Source organism: Actinobacillus capsulatus DSM 19761, from assembly GCF_000374285.1.
Classification (GTDB): domain Bacteria; phylum Pseudomonadota; class Gammaproteobacteria; order Enterobacterales; family Pasteurellaceae; genus Actinobacillus; species Actinobacillus capsulatus.
Window position 1 is genome coordinate 1 of record NZ_KB893948.1, and the last position, 16,497, is coordinate 16,497.

Sequence of the window (16,497 nt, forward strand, 5' to 3'; positions counted from 1 at the left end):
ACCTGACGCCGCCAGATTTAAATAATATTCTACGTGCGGAAACCAGCTTAACGCATTCTTGCCATTAAACTGCTTATTCGCTTCAGCATAGGCTTGCTTAACCGGTGGGTTATCGCCTGTATCTTCGCCATAACGTAACTTTTGTGCCACGATATTACGGGCTGGCTTCTGTAAAAATTCTTCCCCATAATACAAATACGGGCATTGGACTTCTTCTGCCGTTGGAAGATTGAAGTAAGTGGGTATTTCATCAAAATCTTCCGCCTGCGGAAAATGCCCCAACTCACCAAGCGAAACATTATAACCGTGAATAAATAAGGTCGCGGCATTTCCATCCAAGGTGATTTGGTTAATTTGAGAGCGTGTTAATCGCGTTTGATGATTCTGACGAAAGCGTAAATTTAATAATATCGGTGGCGGAAGATAGATTGCATTCACCTCCCGTTCATTCACCGAGACAAAAACTTGCAACGGCTTGGCTAGTTGTAAGCGTGGGTCTGAATTTTTTTCGGCATTTGCCTGAAGCAACACATAGCCATCACTGGTGCTTAATAGCGCTTGTTCGTCTTTATCTTGTAGCTGCCTGCCATCTCCTTTGTGATTATATTTAGCATCTGCTCCAGCAGCCACTCTGGTACCTTTCAGTAATTGCCAAGAAATATCACCACATTTCACTCCAAAATGCTGACTATCGCCGTTGTCATCAATCTGACCGTAATAAACCCCGCCATCTTGGTCGTACACTTTCACCTTAATACCTGCGGGTAATTTATAACCGAGCGTATCCTTATGATGAATGATAATATCTGCCCGACAAGCCGCCGTACCTGACTTGGTACTTTCAGAACGGCATGTTTCTACAAGTTGATGATAAAAAGGTTTATTACAACTATGTTCCATCTTGCTAGGCTCCTAACTTATTATGAATAATTCCAGCTGCTTCCAACTCAGCTATCCTTTGTTTAATTAAATATAATTTTTCTTGTCCGTTTCTTTGACTTCGCAAAATCTCAGCGATTTTACCCTCAGTGTCTAACTTATCAATTTCTACGCCATAGGCTAAATTAAATAAACTAAACAGACTGATATAAATCGTTTGATGTAACCCATATTGATTACAAAGGTGAAAATTATACTGAACGACTTTTTCAATCGTGCTTCGCTCATAACATTCCGCCAGTGCTGGCGTGGTTTCCACAAGTTCATTCACTATATTTGCCAATAAGTGCTGATTTCTTTCTGCTAATACATAGTCCATCTCAAACTTATCAAACTGCTTTTTCGCTGGTTTGATTTGAGTAAAATCAATAGGCGTATCGGGCGTATAACAAACTACATTCTCACCTTTCGGTAAAATAAAAGCCTCAATTAAACCGCTGCCCCAAAACGTCGCTAGTTTTCTCGGGTAATACATTAAGCGGTCAAAATATTGCTCCAACACTAATGGGTCGTAAAAACGAAAATATAATAAACGTTCATCATACGTCGGCATATAAATAAACTTTCTAAAATGATGTAATAACACCTCAAAATCTGCGGACGAGCGAAAGAAAAAACCAAACGGCTTATGCCAATGTTGCTGTCCGTCTTCTCCTGCTTTCCCTTCACTGCACAGTTCTTCTACAAAAGCGTGATGTTCCGGCAAATGTAATAGATAAGGTGCGGTATTTTTCCTACGTTCACCCTCCTCGCCTTTAAACAAACAAGCAGAACGAATATCACTCCGTTCAAAACAGGCTGGAAACCAAAAACTCACTTCGGCATTGATTATTGCATAACATTGACTATCACTGTCTTCTTGCCAGAGCAGAGACTGGATAGATGCGGGAATAGGCTGGAACAAAAACGGCGCGCATTCCTCTTCTTTTCTAAAGAGAGATTCGGTTTTAATTAGACTCGCCGTGTCGCTTTTCTCACTTTCCTGATATTGATTGGGATTAAAAACAATCAGCGGATTAGATTCCGATACAGCTTGAGAAAGGCTTTTCAATGGCAGAATAAACGCCTCTTCACCGTGGCGTTGGAAATACAGTTCTAGTGGTAAGGGGTGTAATACATAACTTAGTCGCAATTGATTTTTTTGCTGGTAAACCATTATTTGGCTTTTCGCCACCTCGGCATTCTCGGCATAAATCAATATAATTATGCGTTCCTGCTCGTTCCCATTATATAACTGAGCGTCTACTGCATAGATGGACGTTTTTTTCGACATAAGCTGAACCTTAATGAGTTTGATAATTAATAGTCATGACACCTTAATTTTTGAAAAAGTTTCTCAAATTTAGCAACTTGCAGTAGGTACAACAATAAAAGTACTCTTACCCAAAAACTCGTTGCCAAATTTGCGCGACAAAAGCACGTTCTTCGATAAATTCGTCCGCACTTACCACGCTCGGGCTACGTAATAAATTCAAATGATGAATGCGATTTCGAATTGAAGTATAGCAATATTTCAATCTTTCTCCATCCACAGCAGATAAAATCCCACATTCCACCGCCGAATCAAAAATACGCACATTATCCGACCAAACTGCCATTTGTGGATACTGATGAGCATATTCCAAGACCAAACACTGTGCGATAAATTCGATGTCGGTAATACCGCCTTTATCTTTTTTCAAATCAAAATGGGCATTATCTGTGTTACTTAAATGTTGATACATTTTATAACGCATTTCGCAAATTTCTTGGCGTAATTGACCGCTTGTACGAGGCATTGTCAATGTTGTTCGGCGAATTTGCTCAAAAGTTTGCGCCAGATCTTGCGAGCCATAAACACAACGAGTTCGCACTAACGCTTGCGATTCCCAAGTCCATGCTTCATTTTGTTGATAGCTCTCATAGGCACTCACCGTGCTAACTAATAAACCGGCTTCTCCGGACGGACGTAAGCGCATATCCACTTCATAAAGCACACCGGCACTGGTATTTAAGTTAAAAATTGAATTAATTTTTTGCGCTAATTTCAAATAGAATTGATGACTTGAAATCGATTTTCTTGTTCCTGTCGTTTCGCCATCTTGCGGTGCATTATGCAAAAAGACTAAATCTAAATCCGAGTTATAACCCAGTTCAATGCCGCCTAATTTCCCATAAGCAATTACCGCAAAGCCTTGTTCTGTATCCGCTAAATGATCCGGCACACCAAAACGCTGCAACAATGACTTCCATGCCATATTTACCACGGCGCCAATAATCGCTTCCGCTAAATAAGTAAGGTGATCGCTAATTTTCATCACCGGTAATACGCCTAAAATATCCGCTGCCGCAATATGCAAAATTTGGCTCTGCTTAAATTGGCGTAAGGCATCAATCAAGGCTTCCTCATCTTCTTCCGGAATCCGAACCAAATAGTCATTCAGTACCGTTTTGTACTGATTCAATTCAATTACCTGCGTAAGGCTATTTTGGATAATTAACTCATCTAACAACATCGGATAACGAGCGATTTGTTCGGCAATCATAATCGATTGGCTACACAAGGTAATCAGAAGCGGTAAAATTTGCTCTCTTTCTTGCAAAAGCTCCAGATAAGTGGTTCGCATGGTAATTTTATCCACGATATTCAGCACTCGCGGCAACACCACTAAATAATCTGTTCGGCTACACACCATATCTAAAATTTTTGGCATTAGTTTGCGCAATACATTGCGTCCACGCACACCAATCGGGCGTTTTACCCAATCTTGAAAAGTAGCGGAAAGCTGTCTAAAAATATCGTTGTAATCACTTTGGCTAACCGGATAATCTACCAAAGCCGCCGCTAAATCTTCTTCGCTGATTTGATAATGTAAAATATCCTGCCAAACCGCTAATTTTTCATTCAGCGGTGATTCTTCATCCTCCTCTTCTTCGCCGATAATTTGATTAAATACCGCTCTCACATTTTGCTGATGTTGTTCCAGTACCTGTAAAAAATCTTGCCAAGTATGAATGTTATTTTCCACAACAAGCGGTTGATTTTGCGTATTTTTTTGCAAATAGGATTGGCAAGCGAAAATAATTCTTGCTCGGTCTTGCTCATCGCTCGGCAGGGTTTGCGTTTGCTTATCATCAATCGCTTGCAATACATTTTCCACCTGACGATGGAAGATATAAGCATCATATAATTGCTGAACTTGCTGTTCGGTGAGTAATTGTAATTCGGCAAGGTGAGGCAGAACTCGCAATAAACTGCGTTCTTGAAGAATTTTATCCCGACCGCCTCGCACCATTTGGAAAGTTTGCACGATAAATTCAATTTCTCGAATACCACCCGCCCCGAGTTTAATATTATCGGTTAAATGACGGCGTACCACTTCTCGGCTGATTTTCTGCTTCATCTCACGCAACGATTGAATTGCGCTGAAATCCAAATAACGGCGATACATAAACGGGCGTAACATTTGGCGTAAATAGCGATGATTAAGATTATGCGGATCTTCACCTAAAATTTTGGCTTTGATCATCGCATAGCGTTCCCAGTCTCGCCCTTGCTCTTGATAATAATCTTCCATTGCGGCAAAACTCAGCACCAACGCACCGCTGTTGCCAAACGGACGCAAACGCATATCGGTACGATACACAAAGCCATCTAGCGTGATTTCATCCAATGCTTTAATTAAACGCTGTCCCAAGCGAATAAAGAATTTGCTGTTTTCAATCGGTTTACGCCCGCCTACCGTTTCGCCGGCATCCGGATAAGTAAAAATCAGATCAATATCCGAGGAAAAATTCAGCTCTCGTCCGCCTAATTTGCCCATACCTAAAATCAGTAATTCTTGCCGTTCGCCCAGCGAGTTCATCGGTGTACCGTATTCTTCACAGCAACGCTGAAACAACCAATCTCTTGCGCCGATAATCAGCGCCTCCGCCAAATCGGATAAATGCTCGAACACAAACTCTACGCTGGCAAGTTTATTCGATTGTAGAAAACTGAGAGTCGCCATTTCACGGTGACGAAACAGACGTAATTCTCGTGCTAGCAGGGTTTCATCTTGTACATTCTCTAACTGTAACGCCAGACGCTGGGCATAATTGCCGACATTAGAGATAGACGGATATTCTGCTAACCATGCTTGTAACAACTGCGGTTGCTTTTGTAGAGTCTGCTTCACAAAATTCGACATCCCTACGGCAATAGCAAGCGGTCGGATTTTGGTAGAATTTTGCAAATAAGATTCCACCACCAGCTCGGAAAGATCAGTTTGAGCAAACATATATGCCTCTTTCAAAAATTGGACGAGAAAAAGGCACAAACGAAATCGTTTGTGCCTGTTAACAAATCAGATTAAAACACTTTTTTAAATGGCTTGATGAGCACATCACCATAAACGCCAGCTTCTACATAAGGATCTTCCGAAGCCCATACTTGCGCATCTGCTAATGACTCAAACTCTGCAATCACAGTCGAACCGGTGACGCTGCTACCGTCTTCTGTTGGATTTGGACCTGCAGTTAATAAACGACCTTCCGCCTGCAGTTTTTCTAAACGAGCTAAGTGAGCAGGACGTACTTCCATACGCTTTTCTAATGTGTTTGGGTTATCTTGTGCAAAGATTACGTAGTACATATAACTTCCTCCGGTTATTATTTTTTAGTTTGCTTCATTAATGAGGCGCTGTTCCAAAATTGCTAACGCTTCATCTAATTCCGGGTTATTTTCTCGTGGAATCGCACGAGATTTACCCTCTTTATCTACTGCAACATAAGTAAATAAAGCTTCTGTTACTCGGAAACGCTCTCGAGTACCTTCATAAACCTGCTTAATAAATACTTCCACTTTCACTTGCATTGAAGAACGACCAACTTTAACGAGAGTACCGTAGCAGCACACTACATCACCAACTGAAATCGGAAGGTGAAAAATCATTTTATCCACCGTTACCGTAACGACTCTGCCTTTCGCCAGCTCTTTAGCAAGAATTGCACCGCCTAAGTCCATTTGTGACATAATCCAGCCACCGAAAATATCACCGTTTGCATTCGTATCGGAAGGCATCGCTAAGGTTCTTAAAATCAGTTTTCCTTCCGGCTCTCTGTCATAAGGTTTATTTTTGCTCATTGGTATTCTCCAAGTTTTTAAGGTGAGGATAAAGATAAGTGCCGGTTGCAATCGCAGCGACTAAACTCAACCCTGTAAATCCGAACGTTTTAAATGTTGCCCATGCGTCATCAGAAAAATAATAGCTGATCACAATATTAAGCAACATACAAATAATGAAAAACACTGCCCAACCTAAATTGAGGTTATGCCAAACTTGTGCCGGTAGAGTCAATTCTTTCCCCAGCAACATCTGAATAATCGGCTTTTTAAATACAAATTGACTCACTAATAATACAGCGGCAAATAAACCGTTAATAATGGTTACTTTCCATTTTAAGAAGTTTAGATCATTGAAATAAGCGGTCAAAATCCCAAAGAAAACCACAAAAATGCCCATAATCCACTGTGATTTTTCGATTTTCTTATAAAGCACTTGTAATGCAATCAATTGAACGATAGTTGCGATCACCAATGTTATTGCCGCCTGCTGAACACCGTACAATTTATATACGGCAAAAAATAGAATAAGCGGAATAAATTCAAGTAACTGTTTCATATTAACCTCTTACCCCACTATTTTGACTATAAGCTTGGTAAAAACGGAAGCTAAACACCGTAATAAATAGAGAGAAAAATGAACTGATAACCACTGTTAACACAAGTCCTGTCATATTCGCGCCCAAACCACTTAAAAATGACATTAAGATTTGTGGAACAAAATAAGCAATCACACAGAACAATACTAACGCAATGCCCTTACCTCGGCTCAGCTGCCATGTGAAACGGATCGTCTCAGCTACATTTTGCAAATCTTCAACTAAATAGACATAAACCGACAAACACAATTTAATAAATAAAAAGGCGCCACTAATAATTAATGGAAAAGCCAACAAGACTAAACCATTTCCCGTTTGTGCACCAAACACTTGAAAAGCTATGCCGACCGAGAGGGGCAGAACCATAATAATATTCAACAAAATTACTGGGAATAACTTGGTAAGTGTAGTTGATAGATTCTGAAAAAAATGACTGAAATTAGCATTGTTAATCGCTTTAATATTTAAAATTAACAATGTTGTAATAAAAATATTGGCTACGCCCATAAACAATAATGGAAATAAATCAGCTAAAGTCATCGTTGTACTTTGAGCTTGCGCCTCAACATTTCCCGTGCGAGGCATAAGAAATAAACTTGCCAGCTGTAAAATACAAAACAAGAGCATTGCGTAAAGAGAAAACGTACGTTGATTACGGATAAAATTCCAACTATCTTGTAATAAGTCAGGAAATTTAATTGGCATTTATCGTTCCTTCTAACAGGTGTAAAAAAATTGTTGCAAAGTATAGCAACAGTTCGCTGTTACTGCATTAAAATCTGTGCATTTTCGATGGATAAAACTTATGCTATGCTGTTTCTATCATTTTTTTGTACACAATTATCATTATGAATGCAACATTTCAAGCGGGTCAACGTTACCTTAACACTTATCCGAATCAAAAAAAGCTGGGGCTATTTATGCCTGATTATCGGTTAATCAGGTTAGTGAAATTAGCCACTCGCTTTATGCCGGCGTTTGCTTGTTTTGCTATTTTATGGCAATACTTTTTTTCTGACCCGAGCCAATCCATTTTAGCTAATGCAATTATTACCTCGCTCTTTGCATTAAGCTTGCCATATCAAGGCTTATATTGGTTAGGTAAACGTGCGACTTCGCCATTACCACTTTCCCTGTTAGGCTGGTATCAAGAGTTAAAACAAAAACTGATTAATGAAAATAAAAAAGTGGAAGATCAAGCAATGCCTTCTTATCAGGATTTTGCCAACTTATTGCAACTTGCCGAACAAACTTGGGGTAATGAATATTTCGATAAGCTTTAACATTGCAAAAAAATGCTAAAATTAGACCGCTTGTTTGCCAATAGGGACTTATCCATCAGCAAAAACATCAAATGAAATGCTTGCAAAAAATACTGAAGGCTTTAGTATTGCGAACTTCATTTTTTATCTCATATACCGAACCGAACATTTACTTAAAAATTCACAATTATGAATCAAGATACTCAATCAGCTATTACTCAACAAGAAAAAAAGATTGCCTATAATTTTAATAAATTACAAAAACGTTTACGCCGCAATGTCGGCAATGCGATTGCCGATTTCAATATGATTGAAGAAGGTGATAAAGTGATGGTTTGCCTATCCGGCGGTAAAGACAGCTATACGTTACTGGATATTCTGCTCAACCTCAAATTAAGTGCGCCAATTCACTTTGATATTGTGGCAGTTAATTTAGATCAAAAACAACCGGGCTTTCCGGAACACATTTTGCCTGAATATCTGGAATCTATCGGCGTTGAATACAAAATTGTCGAAGAAAATACCTACGGCATCGTAAAAGAAAAAATTCCGGAAGGGAAAACGACTTGTTCGCTTTGCTCTCGTTTACGTCGTGGTATTTTATATCGCACAGCAACCGAACTTGGTGCAACAAAAATCGCGCTTGGTCACCACCGTGATGATATGTTGGAAACGTTATTCTTAAATATGTTTTACGGCGGCAAACTAAAATCCATGCCTCCGAAACTGATTTCGGATGACGGTAAACAAATCGTGATTCGTCCATTAGCTTACTGCAAAGAAAAAGATATTGAAAAATACTCACAAGCCAAACAGTTTCCGATTATTCCGTGTAACTTATGCGGATCTCAGCCGAATTTACAGCGCCAAGTTGTAAAAGAAATGCTCCAAACGTGGGATCGTCAATATCCGGGACGAATCGAAACAATGTTTAGCGCAATGCAGAACATTACCCTTTCTCATCTTTGTGATCCTAGCCTGTTTGATTTTAAAGGGTTAAAACGTGGCCAAGTATTAGAAGGCGTGGAAGGTGATATTGCGTTCGATAAAGCGGAAATTCCAAATCAGCCGTTAATTCGAGATGAAGACGAACAAGCTGATTATAGCGAAAACGCTATAATTCAATTTAAAGAAGTCCAATAAAAACAAAGAGCAAACTTTTACGTTTGCTCTTTTCGTTTTTAAGCGGCAACTAATTTACGTCTCGTCAGATTTTTATAAATACCCATTGCAGAAATTGAAATCCAGAAAATTTCAATCACAAAAGAACCTAAATTAAAATGCACACACAAGCTCAGAATAAGTAACACTGCACCAATGCCGTTTAAAATATTGTACGACAATGAAGTTGGCTTCCAGCGTTCACTTACCACAAACCAAAATGCCAATACGACGCACGCCATACCAATAAAACCAACGATATGTGCTGACGTATTCACTATTTCGAGCTGAGATGCGTTAAGCGCACCAAGATTCAACATACCACTCATTTTTCCTCCGTTATTATTGAATTTGCAAAGGCAAATTCCCCTACATTTTTTAGAGAGGGAAACGGAGTATAACCCAGTTTTTTTGTGTGTAAAATGAAAAATTAGCCACCTAAACTCTCCTTATTTCGCTAGTTTTTTCGTAATAAAATCCAATATATTTTTGGTAATCGTTTGCCCTCCTTCAGCTAAGCTAATATGTCTTTTTTAGAAATTTTCTGATATTTCTTTATCGTATTTGTAGGATTAATTCAATCGTCTATTTTTCATCCAGCCATACTTACCATTGACAAAAAACTGTTATTCCTTAATCGATTTTCTCTATTGAAATAGATGAATTAGTCGTTTTGTTTATTGAGGCGATCGTTAGTACTCATAAGGGAAAATCAATTTCATTCATCTTGTAAAAAAATACTCGACAAGTCTATTTTTTACGTTACATTAAAAGCCTGTTTCAATTTATTACAAAACAAAAAAGGTAAAACACAATGTTCTCTAACGAAGTTGTTATCTCAATTATCGTATTACTTGCTTTGAGTTTACTTAGAATTAATGTGGTAATTGCGCTAATTATTGCAGCCTTAACCTGTGGTGTCATTGGTTTCTATGGCGTTGACAATATGAGCCTATTTAATGCTCTCACAAAAACCATCGAAAAATTTACCGGTGGTTTAGGCGGTGGTGCCGAAACGGCGATGAATTATGCCGTTCTCGGCGCATTTGCTGTGGCACTTTCTAAATCTGGCGTAACCGACTTACTCTCTTATAAAGTAATTTCTGCTTTTGGCAAACAACCTTCCGGGCGCTCGGTATTTTGGTTTAAATACATCGTGTTATTTGTGTTAACAGCATTTGCAATATCATCACAAAACTTAATTCCGATTCATATTGCCTTTATTCCAATTTTAGTGCCGCCACTATTAAGAGTGATGAATCAATTAAAAATTGACCGCCGCGCGGTAGCTTGTGCATTAACCTTTGGTTTAACTGCAACCTATATGCTAATTCCGGCTGGTTTCGGTCAGATCTTTATCGAAAGCATTCTGGTAAAAAACATCAATCAAGCAGGTCAGGTATTTAACTTAGTTGCTACCACGCCTGAAATGACCAAAGCAATGGCAATTCCTGTATCTGGGATGATTTTAGGCTTACTGTTTGCGTTCTTTGTTTCTTACCGCAAACCTCGTGTTTATGTAGAAAATATAAAAGAGCCGACCGCTGATGAAGTTGCTGCTCGTGTAGCAAAAGTAAAGCCATTTCATATCAGTGTAAGTATCGTTGCAATTATCGCAACTTGTTCGGTGCAATTAGCTACTAACTCAACCGTCATGGGCGGTTTAGTAGGCTTAATTATTTTTGCATTGGGTGGCGTATTTAAATTAAAACAAACCAATGATTTATTCCAAGACGGCTTACGTTTAATGGCGATGATTGGTTTCGTGATGATCGCCGCATCAGGCTTTGCAAGTGTAGTAAGCGCAACTGGTGGAGTGCCTGAATTAGTTGAAACATTACGTGGTTCGATTCAAAGCAAAGAAATAGCTGCGTTATTGATGTTAATTGTCGGTTTATTTATTACGATGGGAATCGGTTCATCATTCTCAACTGTACCAATTATTACCTCTATTTATGTGCCATTATGTGTGTCATTCGGTTTTTCTCCGCTAGCAACGATGGCTATCGTGGGTGTGGCAGCTGCTTTAGGTGATGCAGGTTCTCCGGCTTCTGACTCAACTCTAGGTCCAACATCAGGTTTAAACGCTGATGGTAAACATGACCATATTTGGGATTCTGTTGTACCAACTTTTTTACACTTTAATATTCCGTTATTAGTGTTCGGTTGGATCGCAGCAATGACTCTTTAGTTTTTACTTACGCCACGGATAATGCAAATTTTTTCGGAAATATGACCGCTTGTTTGCCTTATCCGTGGTTTCTATTTGGATTTTATTTATGAAGTTTATTTCGTTTAATATTAATGGCTTACGCGCTCGTCCGCACCAACTGGAAGCACTGATTGAAAAGCATCAGCCGGATGTGATCGGCTTACAAGAAATCAAAGTAGCTGATGAAGATTTTCCTTGGGATTTAGTCAATCATTTAGGCTATCACGTGTTCCACCACGGACAAAAAGGACATTACGGCGTGGCGCTGTTAACTAAAAAAGAGCCGCTTGCCGTGCGTAAAGGTTTCCCAACTGATGATGCTGATGCACAAAAGCGTATGATTATGGCAGATATTGAAACGGAATTTGGTGTGCTTACTGTGTTAAACGGCTATTTCCCACAGGGTGAAAATCGCGCGCACGAAACCAAATTCTCGGCAAAAGAAAAATTCTACGCTGATTTACAGCATTATTTAGAAACTGAACTATCTGCGGAAAATCCGATTGTGATTATGGGTGATATGAATATTAGCCCGACCGATTTAGATATCGGTATCGGTGAGCCTAACCGTAAGCGTTGGTTACGTGATGGTAAATGTTCATTCCTACCGGAAGAACGTGAATGGTTAGATCGTTTATATAACTACGGTTTAGTCGATACATTCCGTGCGATGAACCCGCAAGCAGCTGATAAATTCTCGTGGTTTGATTATCGTTCGAAAGGATTTGATGACAATCGAGGCCTACGAATCGACTTAGTGCTTGCTTCAAAAGGATTAGCAGAACATTGCATTGAAACGGGGATTGATCTAGAAATCCGTGCAATGGAAAAACCATCTGATCACGCACCGGTGTGGGCGGTATTTAAATAAAAAAACAAGCGGTTAAATTTAGGAAGAAATTTGCAAAAAATTCTTAAAATTTAACCGCTTGTTGCTTTTAGTCTTTCGGCAACAATTCCCAAAATGCTTTAATAATCGGTTCTTGTAACCTTTTTTCCTGCACGCAGATCCCTAATTCAAATGGTGATATCGGCTCAGGTAATTTCAAATAAGAAATTTGATTATTCATCGGACTGTGTTTAATAACCACATCCGGTAACAACGCCACACCACATCCTAACGCAACCATCGGCACAATCGCCTCGTGTCCTGCCACCGTGGCATAAATCTTCGGTTCCTTAATTTTTAATTCTTTAAACCAACGATCAATCCGCTTTCGAACCGGTCCGTCAACCGGCAAAATAAACGGAATATTTTGCCAGTCAATCGGCTGCCGCTGCAAACATTGTGTTGCTGCACACGCCACTCTAGGTGCAATAATCGACAGATGAATATCATCAATATAATAAAACACAATACTGTTCGGCAAATGCTCTGGCTTACCGGTTAAGGAAATATCCGCTTCGAAAGAATGCACCGTATGTACTGCTTGTGCCGGATCACCCGTGCTCAGTTTGATTTCTACTTTCGGATGTGCCTGACGAAAATGTTCCAGAATTTGCGGCAAATGACTATAAGCTGCCGTTACCGAACAAAACACTTTCAATTCGCCTTCCAGCTGACCTTGAACAGGTGACAACTGATGCTGTAATTGCTGCCAATCAGACCAACTTTGTTTCGCAAATACTAAGAACTTTTCACCCGCTTCCGTTAAGCGAACTTGTCGATTATCTCGGATAAATAACGGCTGCCCTAATTCTTCTTCAATCCGCTGAATATGGCGTGTCAGTGTAGATGCACTCATATAATTATTTTCAGCCGATCGAATAAAACTTCGAGTTTGTGCAATATCTAAAAACAGTTTAAGAGATTGAAATTCCATCTAATTTAACCATTCCGGTTTAATCTGATTAAAATCAAGATCATTCACACTCTGTTTAAAGCGCAAAACATAAGTTTTTGCCTTATTATTCGGATGCCAATGGATAAAGTTCTGCTCGTCCGAACTATAAAAGCCAATAATTTGCTTAGACAAACCTGCAGCAATATGTACTGTTGAGGTATCCGGTGAAATCAATATGTCCGAATGACGAATCAGTTCAATCGTATCAAATACGGTTTGCGTATTTTCATAAACAAAGACATTCTCGAACCGACTAGCGATTTGCTTTAACTTTGGCGTCACCTCCGGAAATGTCAGTAATATAATCGGCTTGTTACTGATCTTAGGCAAATAGGTAAGTAACTCCGCTATTTTCTCATCACTGAAACGTCGAGCTGAGCCTGCGCCAAATAAATTTAGTGCAATAAAGTGTTCAAGTCGGTTTGTCGATAAATAATCCTTTATCGCTTTAGCACTGCTTTCGTCTTTTGAGACATCATACTGGGTATCAATATCTGAGAAACCGGCAAGCTCCAACGCCTGTTTATAGATCTCAGCAAAATGTTGCTGTTCATTCTGTACGTTTAACGTAAAAAGCTTATAGCCCGATTTATCATATCCGATATACGTTTTGGCATTGATCGTGCGTAAAAAAAGTAGATCTCGATTACGTAATGTGACAGTAGGATCAATAACAACATCATATTGCTCTTTTGCCAACTGTTTACCGCAGACTAAATAATCGACAATATTTTTAGTCCGCACAAAATATAGCTGATCAATATAAGGGCTATGTTCAAATAAATAAGCATTATTGCGAGAGCAAACCACGCCAATTTGAGTTTCAGGAGCTTGCTTTTTTATCTCCCGAAAAACAAATGAGCCGACGATGTAATCCCCTATTTTTCCATCTTGACGAAGAAATAAGATTTTTTTGGGAATCGCTTCTAAAGTATTCGATACAACTTTTTTATCTAGCAACAATTTGCCTAATTTAAGCCTGATTTTTCGAAGCTTTTGTTTTAATGTTAGCTTACTCATTTTAACCACGTTTTTCTATTTCATCGATTTCTGAACCCGGGCTAATAAAGATACAAGGAGGCTCAACACCATAGGCTTTAATCCCTGTCATTTGGAGTGCACCGGTTAAAGAATCGGACGGCATTCTTACTGGGTATGCATGTTTTAATAATAATTTCGCACCATCTAAAGTCAGATAATAGCCGGTAGTAATCATAATTGTGCGTTTAGAATTTTTAGAAGGCGAACGATAACGAACCAATCTATAACCTTCTTTAAGAGAACGTGTTATCGGCCAATATTTAGCCTTACCATGGTCAAAGAATATAATTTGTTTTCTACTTGGTACTTTACGTAATGCATCTGCAACAATACGTCTGAAATAGTGAGAAACTATCGCATCATCTTCTAAAATGATTGCTTCTTTAATATTATTATCCACAAGGTGCTGATAAACCTTAATATGACTCATCGCACAACCAATTTCACCTAGCTTCAGTTTATATTTCCCTCCAAAACGCTGAGGGTAAAAATCATAATCAACTTGAGAAAGTTGTTCTTCTGTTAAATCTCGCCCATTTACTGCATCAATAAACTCAAACGCTAATCCTAAACTGTTAAGTCGAGCAGAAATTCTTTTACGCCTAACAGAATTAGCTAAGCTAATTACAAAAATAGGCGGAATAGGCATTTTATCATCTATCATAGAGTTCTCTTATACATACAAAATACTAATGTGCGCATGGATTTTACGGAAAAAAGCTAATTATTCAAGCTTTGAAATATGTTATATTCATCATATAAAGGAGAAATCGACGAATGAAGAAATTGATCATATCACTATTTGGCAAACGAGTTGCATCGAATGAAACGAAATTAAACGAGATTAAAAGTGTACTACTAAAACCAATCGGAGATGCTATTGGTGATGCTATTGTACACATTTCCCATTTAGCGCAAATCAAGCAAGCCTTTCCTAACGTAAAAACAGCCGTATTGGTTACAGAGCGTAATAAGCAACTCTTTGCACAAGCTGATTCTGTTGATCAATTAATTGATGACCGCCCACTGAATTATTTGATACAACGAGGCAAATGGGATTTATACCTTGATTTTCAGCCTACTTTTACCTCTAAATCAATTATTTTAGACTCATTGCTCACACCTAAAATTATTATTAATTTTGGTAAAGATAAGAAAAAGCATTATTCATTAGAAACCGTAAAAAACTATGACTTTACTACACTAATTCCGAATAATACACATATTGCAGACTACTTACATCATTCTGTACTAGCCCCATATCTCATCAGAGAGCCTAGTGATTATACTTTAGCGGTATCATCCGAATACAGAGAACTTGCTGATACCTATTGGCATAACACAGACAAAATTAGAGTGTTATTAAACCCACAAGGAAGTATGCGAGAGGTTCCGGCTATTGAGTTAGCAAGCCTATTAAATAATATTGATCCTAAATATTTAGATAAGATTGCTTTTTTACTCACTTATACCAAATCAAGTGAACGGTATCTTCAAACACTAAATAGCGTTACAAAAGTACCTGTAGGAATATCCCCGCAAACAAATACCTTAAATTACTGCGCATTGGTCAATGTTTCAGATATAGTGGTTGCCGTAGATGGCGGTGGTGTTCACATGGCTTGTGCTTATAGTAAGCCGTTATTATCATTCTATGCTAATCACTTAGCGAATTTAGCTCGCTGGCATCCGAGACCAAACCCCCAAATTGATTCTTTTATTGTTATTGCAACAAAAGTGACGAATGACAATAATGAAACCAAGGGATTTAATTTGCAAGACGCAAGTAAATGGTTAAATCAGCAACTTGCAAAAAAACTTAAAAATCAAACCGCTTGAATTCAGGATGCTTAAAAAACAAAACCCCACATTCGCGGGGTTTTATCAATAATTCGAAAATTATTTTGTGCTTGGGATTGAGAAACGTTTGTTGAAACGTTCAACACGACCACCAGTATCAACAACACGTTGTTTACCAGTATAGAATGGGTGGCAATTGCCGCATACATCAAGATTTAAGTTTTTACCCACTGTTGAGCGAGTTTTGATTACGTTACCGCATGAACATGTTGCAGTAATTTCTGTATATTCTGGGTGAATACCTTGTTTCATTGGAAAACCTCTAATGAAGCCATATCGCCACTTATCTTGTTATACATTCGTATATCCGCTGATAAGTACCATATGTGAATAAATAATATGCCGAGTATTTACTCGACGCCAAAAAGAGTGCGTATTCTATGGCATTTAGCCATTAAGATCAATACTCAGCCTTACTAATTAACACAATTTTCCACAAAATATCCCCATTGTGTGACTTAATCAAAACGAATCATTTTCAATCAATTTTTTCTCA

16 protein-coding genes and 1 pseudogene are annotated in these 16,497 nt (G+C 38.7%); 5 read left to right on the forward strand and 12 right to left on the reverse strand.

Going from position 1 to position 16,497, the window contains the following annotated elements; all coding sequences use genetic code 11:
• From C228_RS13670 to C228_RS0111575, 7 genes and pseudogenes are all read right to left on the reverse strand, one after another.
• Positions 1–900: pseudogene (locus C228_RS13670) on the reverse strand (alpha/beta hydrolase); the annotation flags it as partial.
• 4 nt (positions 901–904) lie between these two features.
• Positions 905–2,212 (reverse strand): DUF4123 domain-containing protein, encoded by a 1,308-nt coding sequence (locus C228_RS0111550; RefSeq protein WP_018652765.1) that lies wholly within the window; start codon positions 2,210–2,212, stop codon positions 905–907.
• Positions 2,213–2,318: 106 nt separating this feature from the next.
• Positions 2,319–5,198 (reverse strand): bifunctional [glutamate--ammonia ligase]-adenylyl-L-tyrosine phosphorylase/[glutamate--ammonia-ligase] adenylyltransferase, encoded by a 2,880-nt coding sequence (gene glnE, locus C228_RS0111555; protein ID WP_018652766.1) that lies wholly within the window; start codon positions 5,196–5,198, stop codon positions 2,319–2,321.
• Positions 5,199–5,269: 71 nt separating this feature from the next.
• Positions 5,270–5,551, reverse strand: a complete 282-nt coding sequence (locus tag C228_RS0111560) for a YciI family protein (protein WP_018652767.1) — start codon at positions 5,549–5,551, stop codon at positions 5,270–5,272.
• 24 nt (positions 5,552–5,575) lie between these two features.
• Positions 5,576–6,043 carry an acyl-CoA thioester hydrolase YciA gene (gene yciA / locus C228_RS0111565; protein WP_018652768.1) on the reverse strand — a complete coding sequence of 156 codons (468 nt, stop codon included), beginning with the start codon at positions 6,041–6,043 and terminating at the stop codon, positions 5,576–5,578.
• A complete protein-coding gene (locus C228_RS0111570; protein ID WP_018652769.1) occupies positions 6,030–6,581 on the reverse strand; it encodes a septation protein A in 552 nt (183 codons plus the stop codon). The genes yciA and C228_RS0111570 overlap by 14 nt, the downstream gene beginning before the upstream one ends.
• Position 6,582: 1 nt before the next feature.
• Positions 6,583–7,326 (reverse strand): hypothetical protein, encoded by a 744-nt coding sequence (locus tag C228_RS0111575; RefSeq protein ID WP_018652770.1) that lies wholly within the window; start codon positions 7,324–7,326, stop codon positions 6,583–6,585.
• Between the two features lie 143 nt (positions 7,327–7,469).
• Between C228_RS0111575 and yfbV the strand changes: the two genes are divergently transcribed.
• Together yfbV and ttcA are read left to right on the forward strand one after the other, a co-directional pair.
• A complete protein-coding gene (yfbV, locus tag C228_RS0111580) occupies positions 7,470–7,904 on the forward strand; it encodes a terminus macrodomain insulation protein YfbV (RefSeq protein ID WP_018652771.1) in 435 nt (144 codons plus the stop codon).
• A 168-nt stretch (positions 7,905–8,072) separates the two neighbouring features.
• The gene (ttcA, locus tag C228_RS0111585) at positions 8,073–9,026 is read left to right on the forward strand and encodes a tRNA 2-thiocytidine(32) synthetase TtcA (RefSeq protein ID WP_018652772.1); all 954 of its coding nucleotides are present in this window, start codon (positions 8,073–8,075) and stop codon (positions 9,024–9,026) included.
• A gap of 38 nt (positions 9,027–9,064) precedes the next feature.
• On the opposite strand, the gene C228_RS0111590 is transcribed toward ttcA, so the two are convergent.
• Positions 9,065–9,373, reverse strand: coding sequence for a CBU_0592 family membrane protein (locus C228_RS0111590; protein WP_014991158.1), 309 nt, complete (start codon positions 9,371–9,373; stop codon positions 9,065–9,067).
• A 485-nt stretch (positions 9,374–9,858) separates the two neighbouring features.
• Between C228_RS0111590 and C228_RS0111595 the strand changes: the two genes are divergently transcribed.
• Positions 9,859–11,235 (forward strand): Na+/H+ antiporter family protein, encoded by a 1,377-nt coding sequence (locus tag C228_RS0111595; protein WP_018652773.1) that lies wholly within the window; start codon positions 9,859–9,861, stop codon positions 11,233–11,235.
• An 88-nt stretch (positions 11,236–11,323) separates the two neighbouring features.
• Positions 11,324–12,127, forward strand: a complete 804-nt coding sequence (xthA, locus tag C228_RS0111600; RefSeq protein WP_018652774.1) for an exodeoxyribonuclease III — start codon at positions 11,324–11,326, stop codon at positions 12,125–12,127.
• Positions 12,128–12,194: 67 nt separating this feature from the next.
• On the opposite strand, the gene ilvY is transcribed toward xthA, so the two are convergent.
• From ilvY to C228_RS0111615, 3 genes are read right to left on the reverse strand one after another with little or no spacing between them, the layout of a single operon-like run.
• Positions 12,195–13,079 carry an HTH-type transcriptional activator IlvY gene (ilvY, locus tag C228_RS0111605; RefSeq protein WP_018652775.1) on the reverse strand — a complete coding sequence of 295 codons (885 nt, stop codon included), beginning with the start codon at positions 13,077–13,079 and terminating at the stop codon, positions 12,195–12,197.
• Positions 13,080–14,120 (reverse strand): glycosyltransferase family 9 protein, encoded by a 1,041-nt coding sequence (locus C228_RS0111610; protein WP_018652776.1) that lies wholly within the window; start codon positions 14,118–14,120, stop codon positions 13,080–13,082. It lies immediately after the preceding gene.
• 1 nt (position 14,121) lies between these two features.
• Positions 14,122–14,805, reverse strand: coding sequence for a glycosyltransferase family 25 protein (locus tag C228_RS0111615; protein ID WP_018652777.1), 684 nt, complete (start codon positions 14,803–14,805; stop codon positions 14,122–14,124).
• A 113-nt stretch (positions 14,806–14,918) separates the two neighbouring features.
• On the opposite strand from C228_RS0111615, the gene C228_RS0111620 reads away from it, so the two are divergent.
• Positions 14,919–15,980 (forward strand): heptosyltransferase, encoded by a 1,062-nt coding sequence (locus tag C228_RS0111620; RefSeq protein ID WP_018652778.1) that lies wholly within the window; start codon positions 14,919–14,921, stop codon positions 15,978–15,980.
• A gap of 60 nt (positions 15,981–16,040) precedes the next feature.
• Here C228_RS0111620 and rpmE read toward each other — a convergent pair whose 3' ends face one another.
• Entirely contained in the window at positions 16,041–16,253 is a 213-nt protein-coding gene (gene rpmE / locus C228_RS0111625) for a 50S ribosomal protein L31 (RefSeq protein WP_005597698.1), read from the reverse strand.
• Positions 16,254–16,497: the final 244 nt, after the last annotated feature.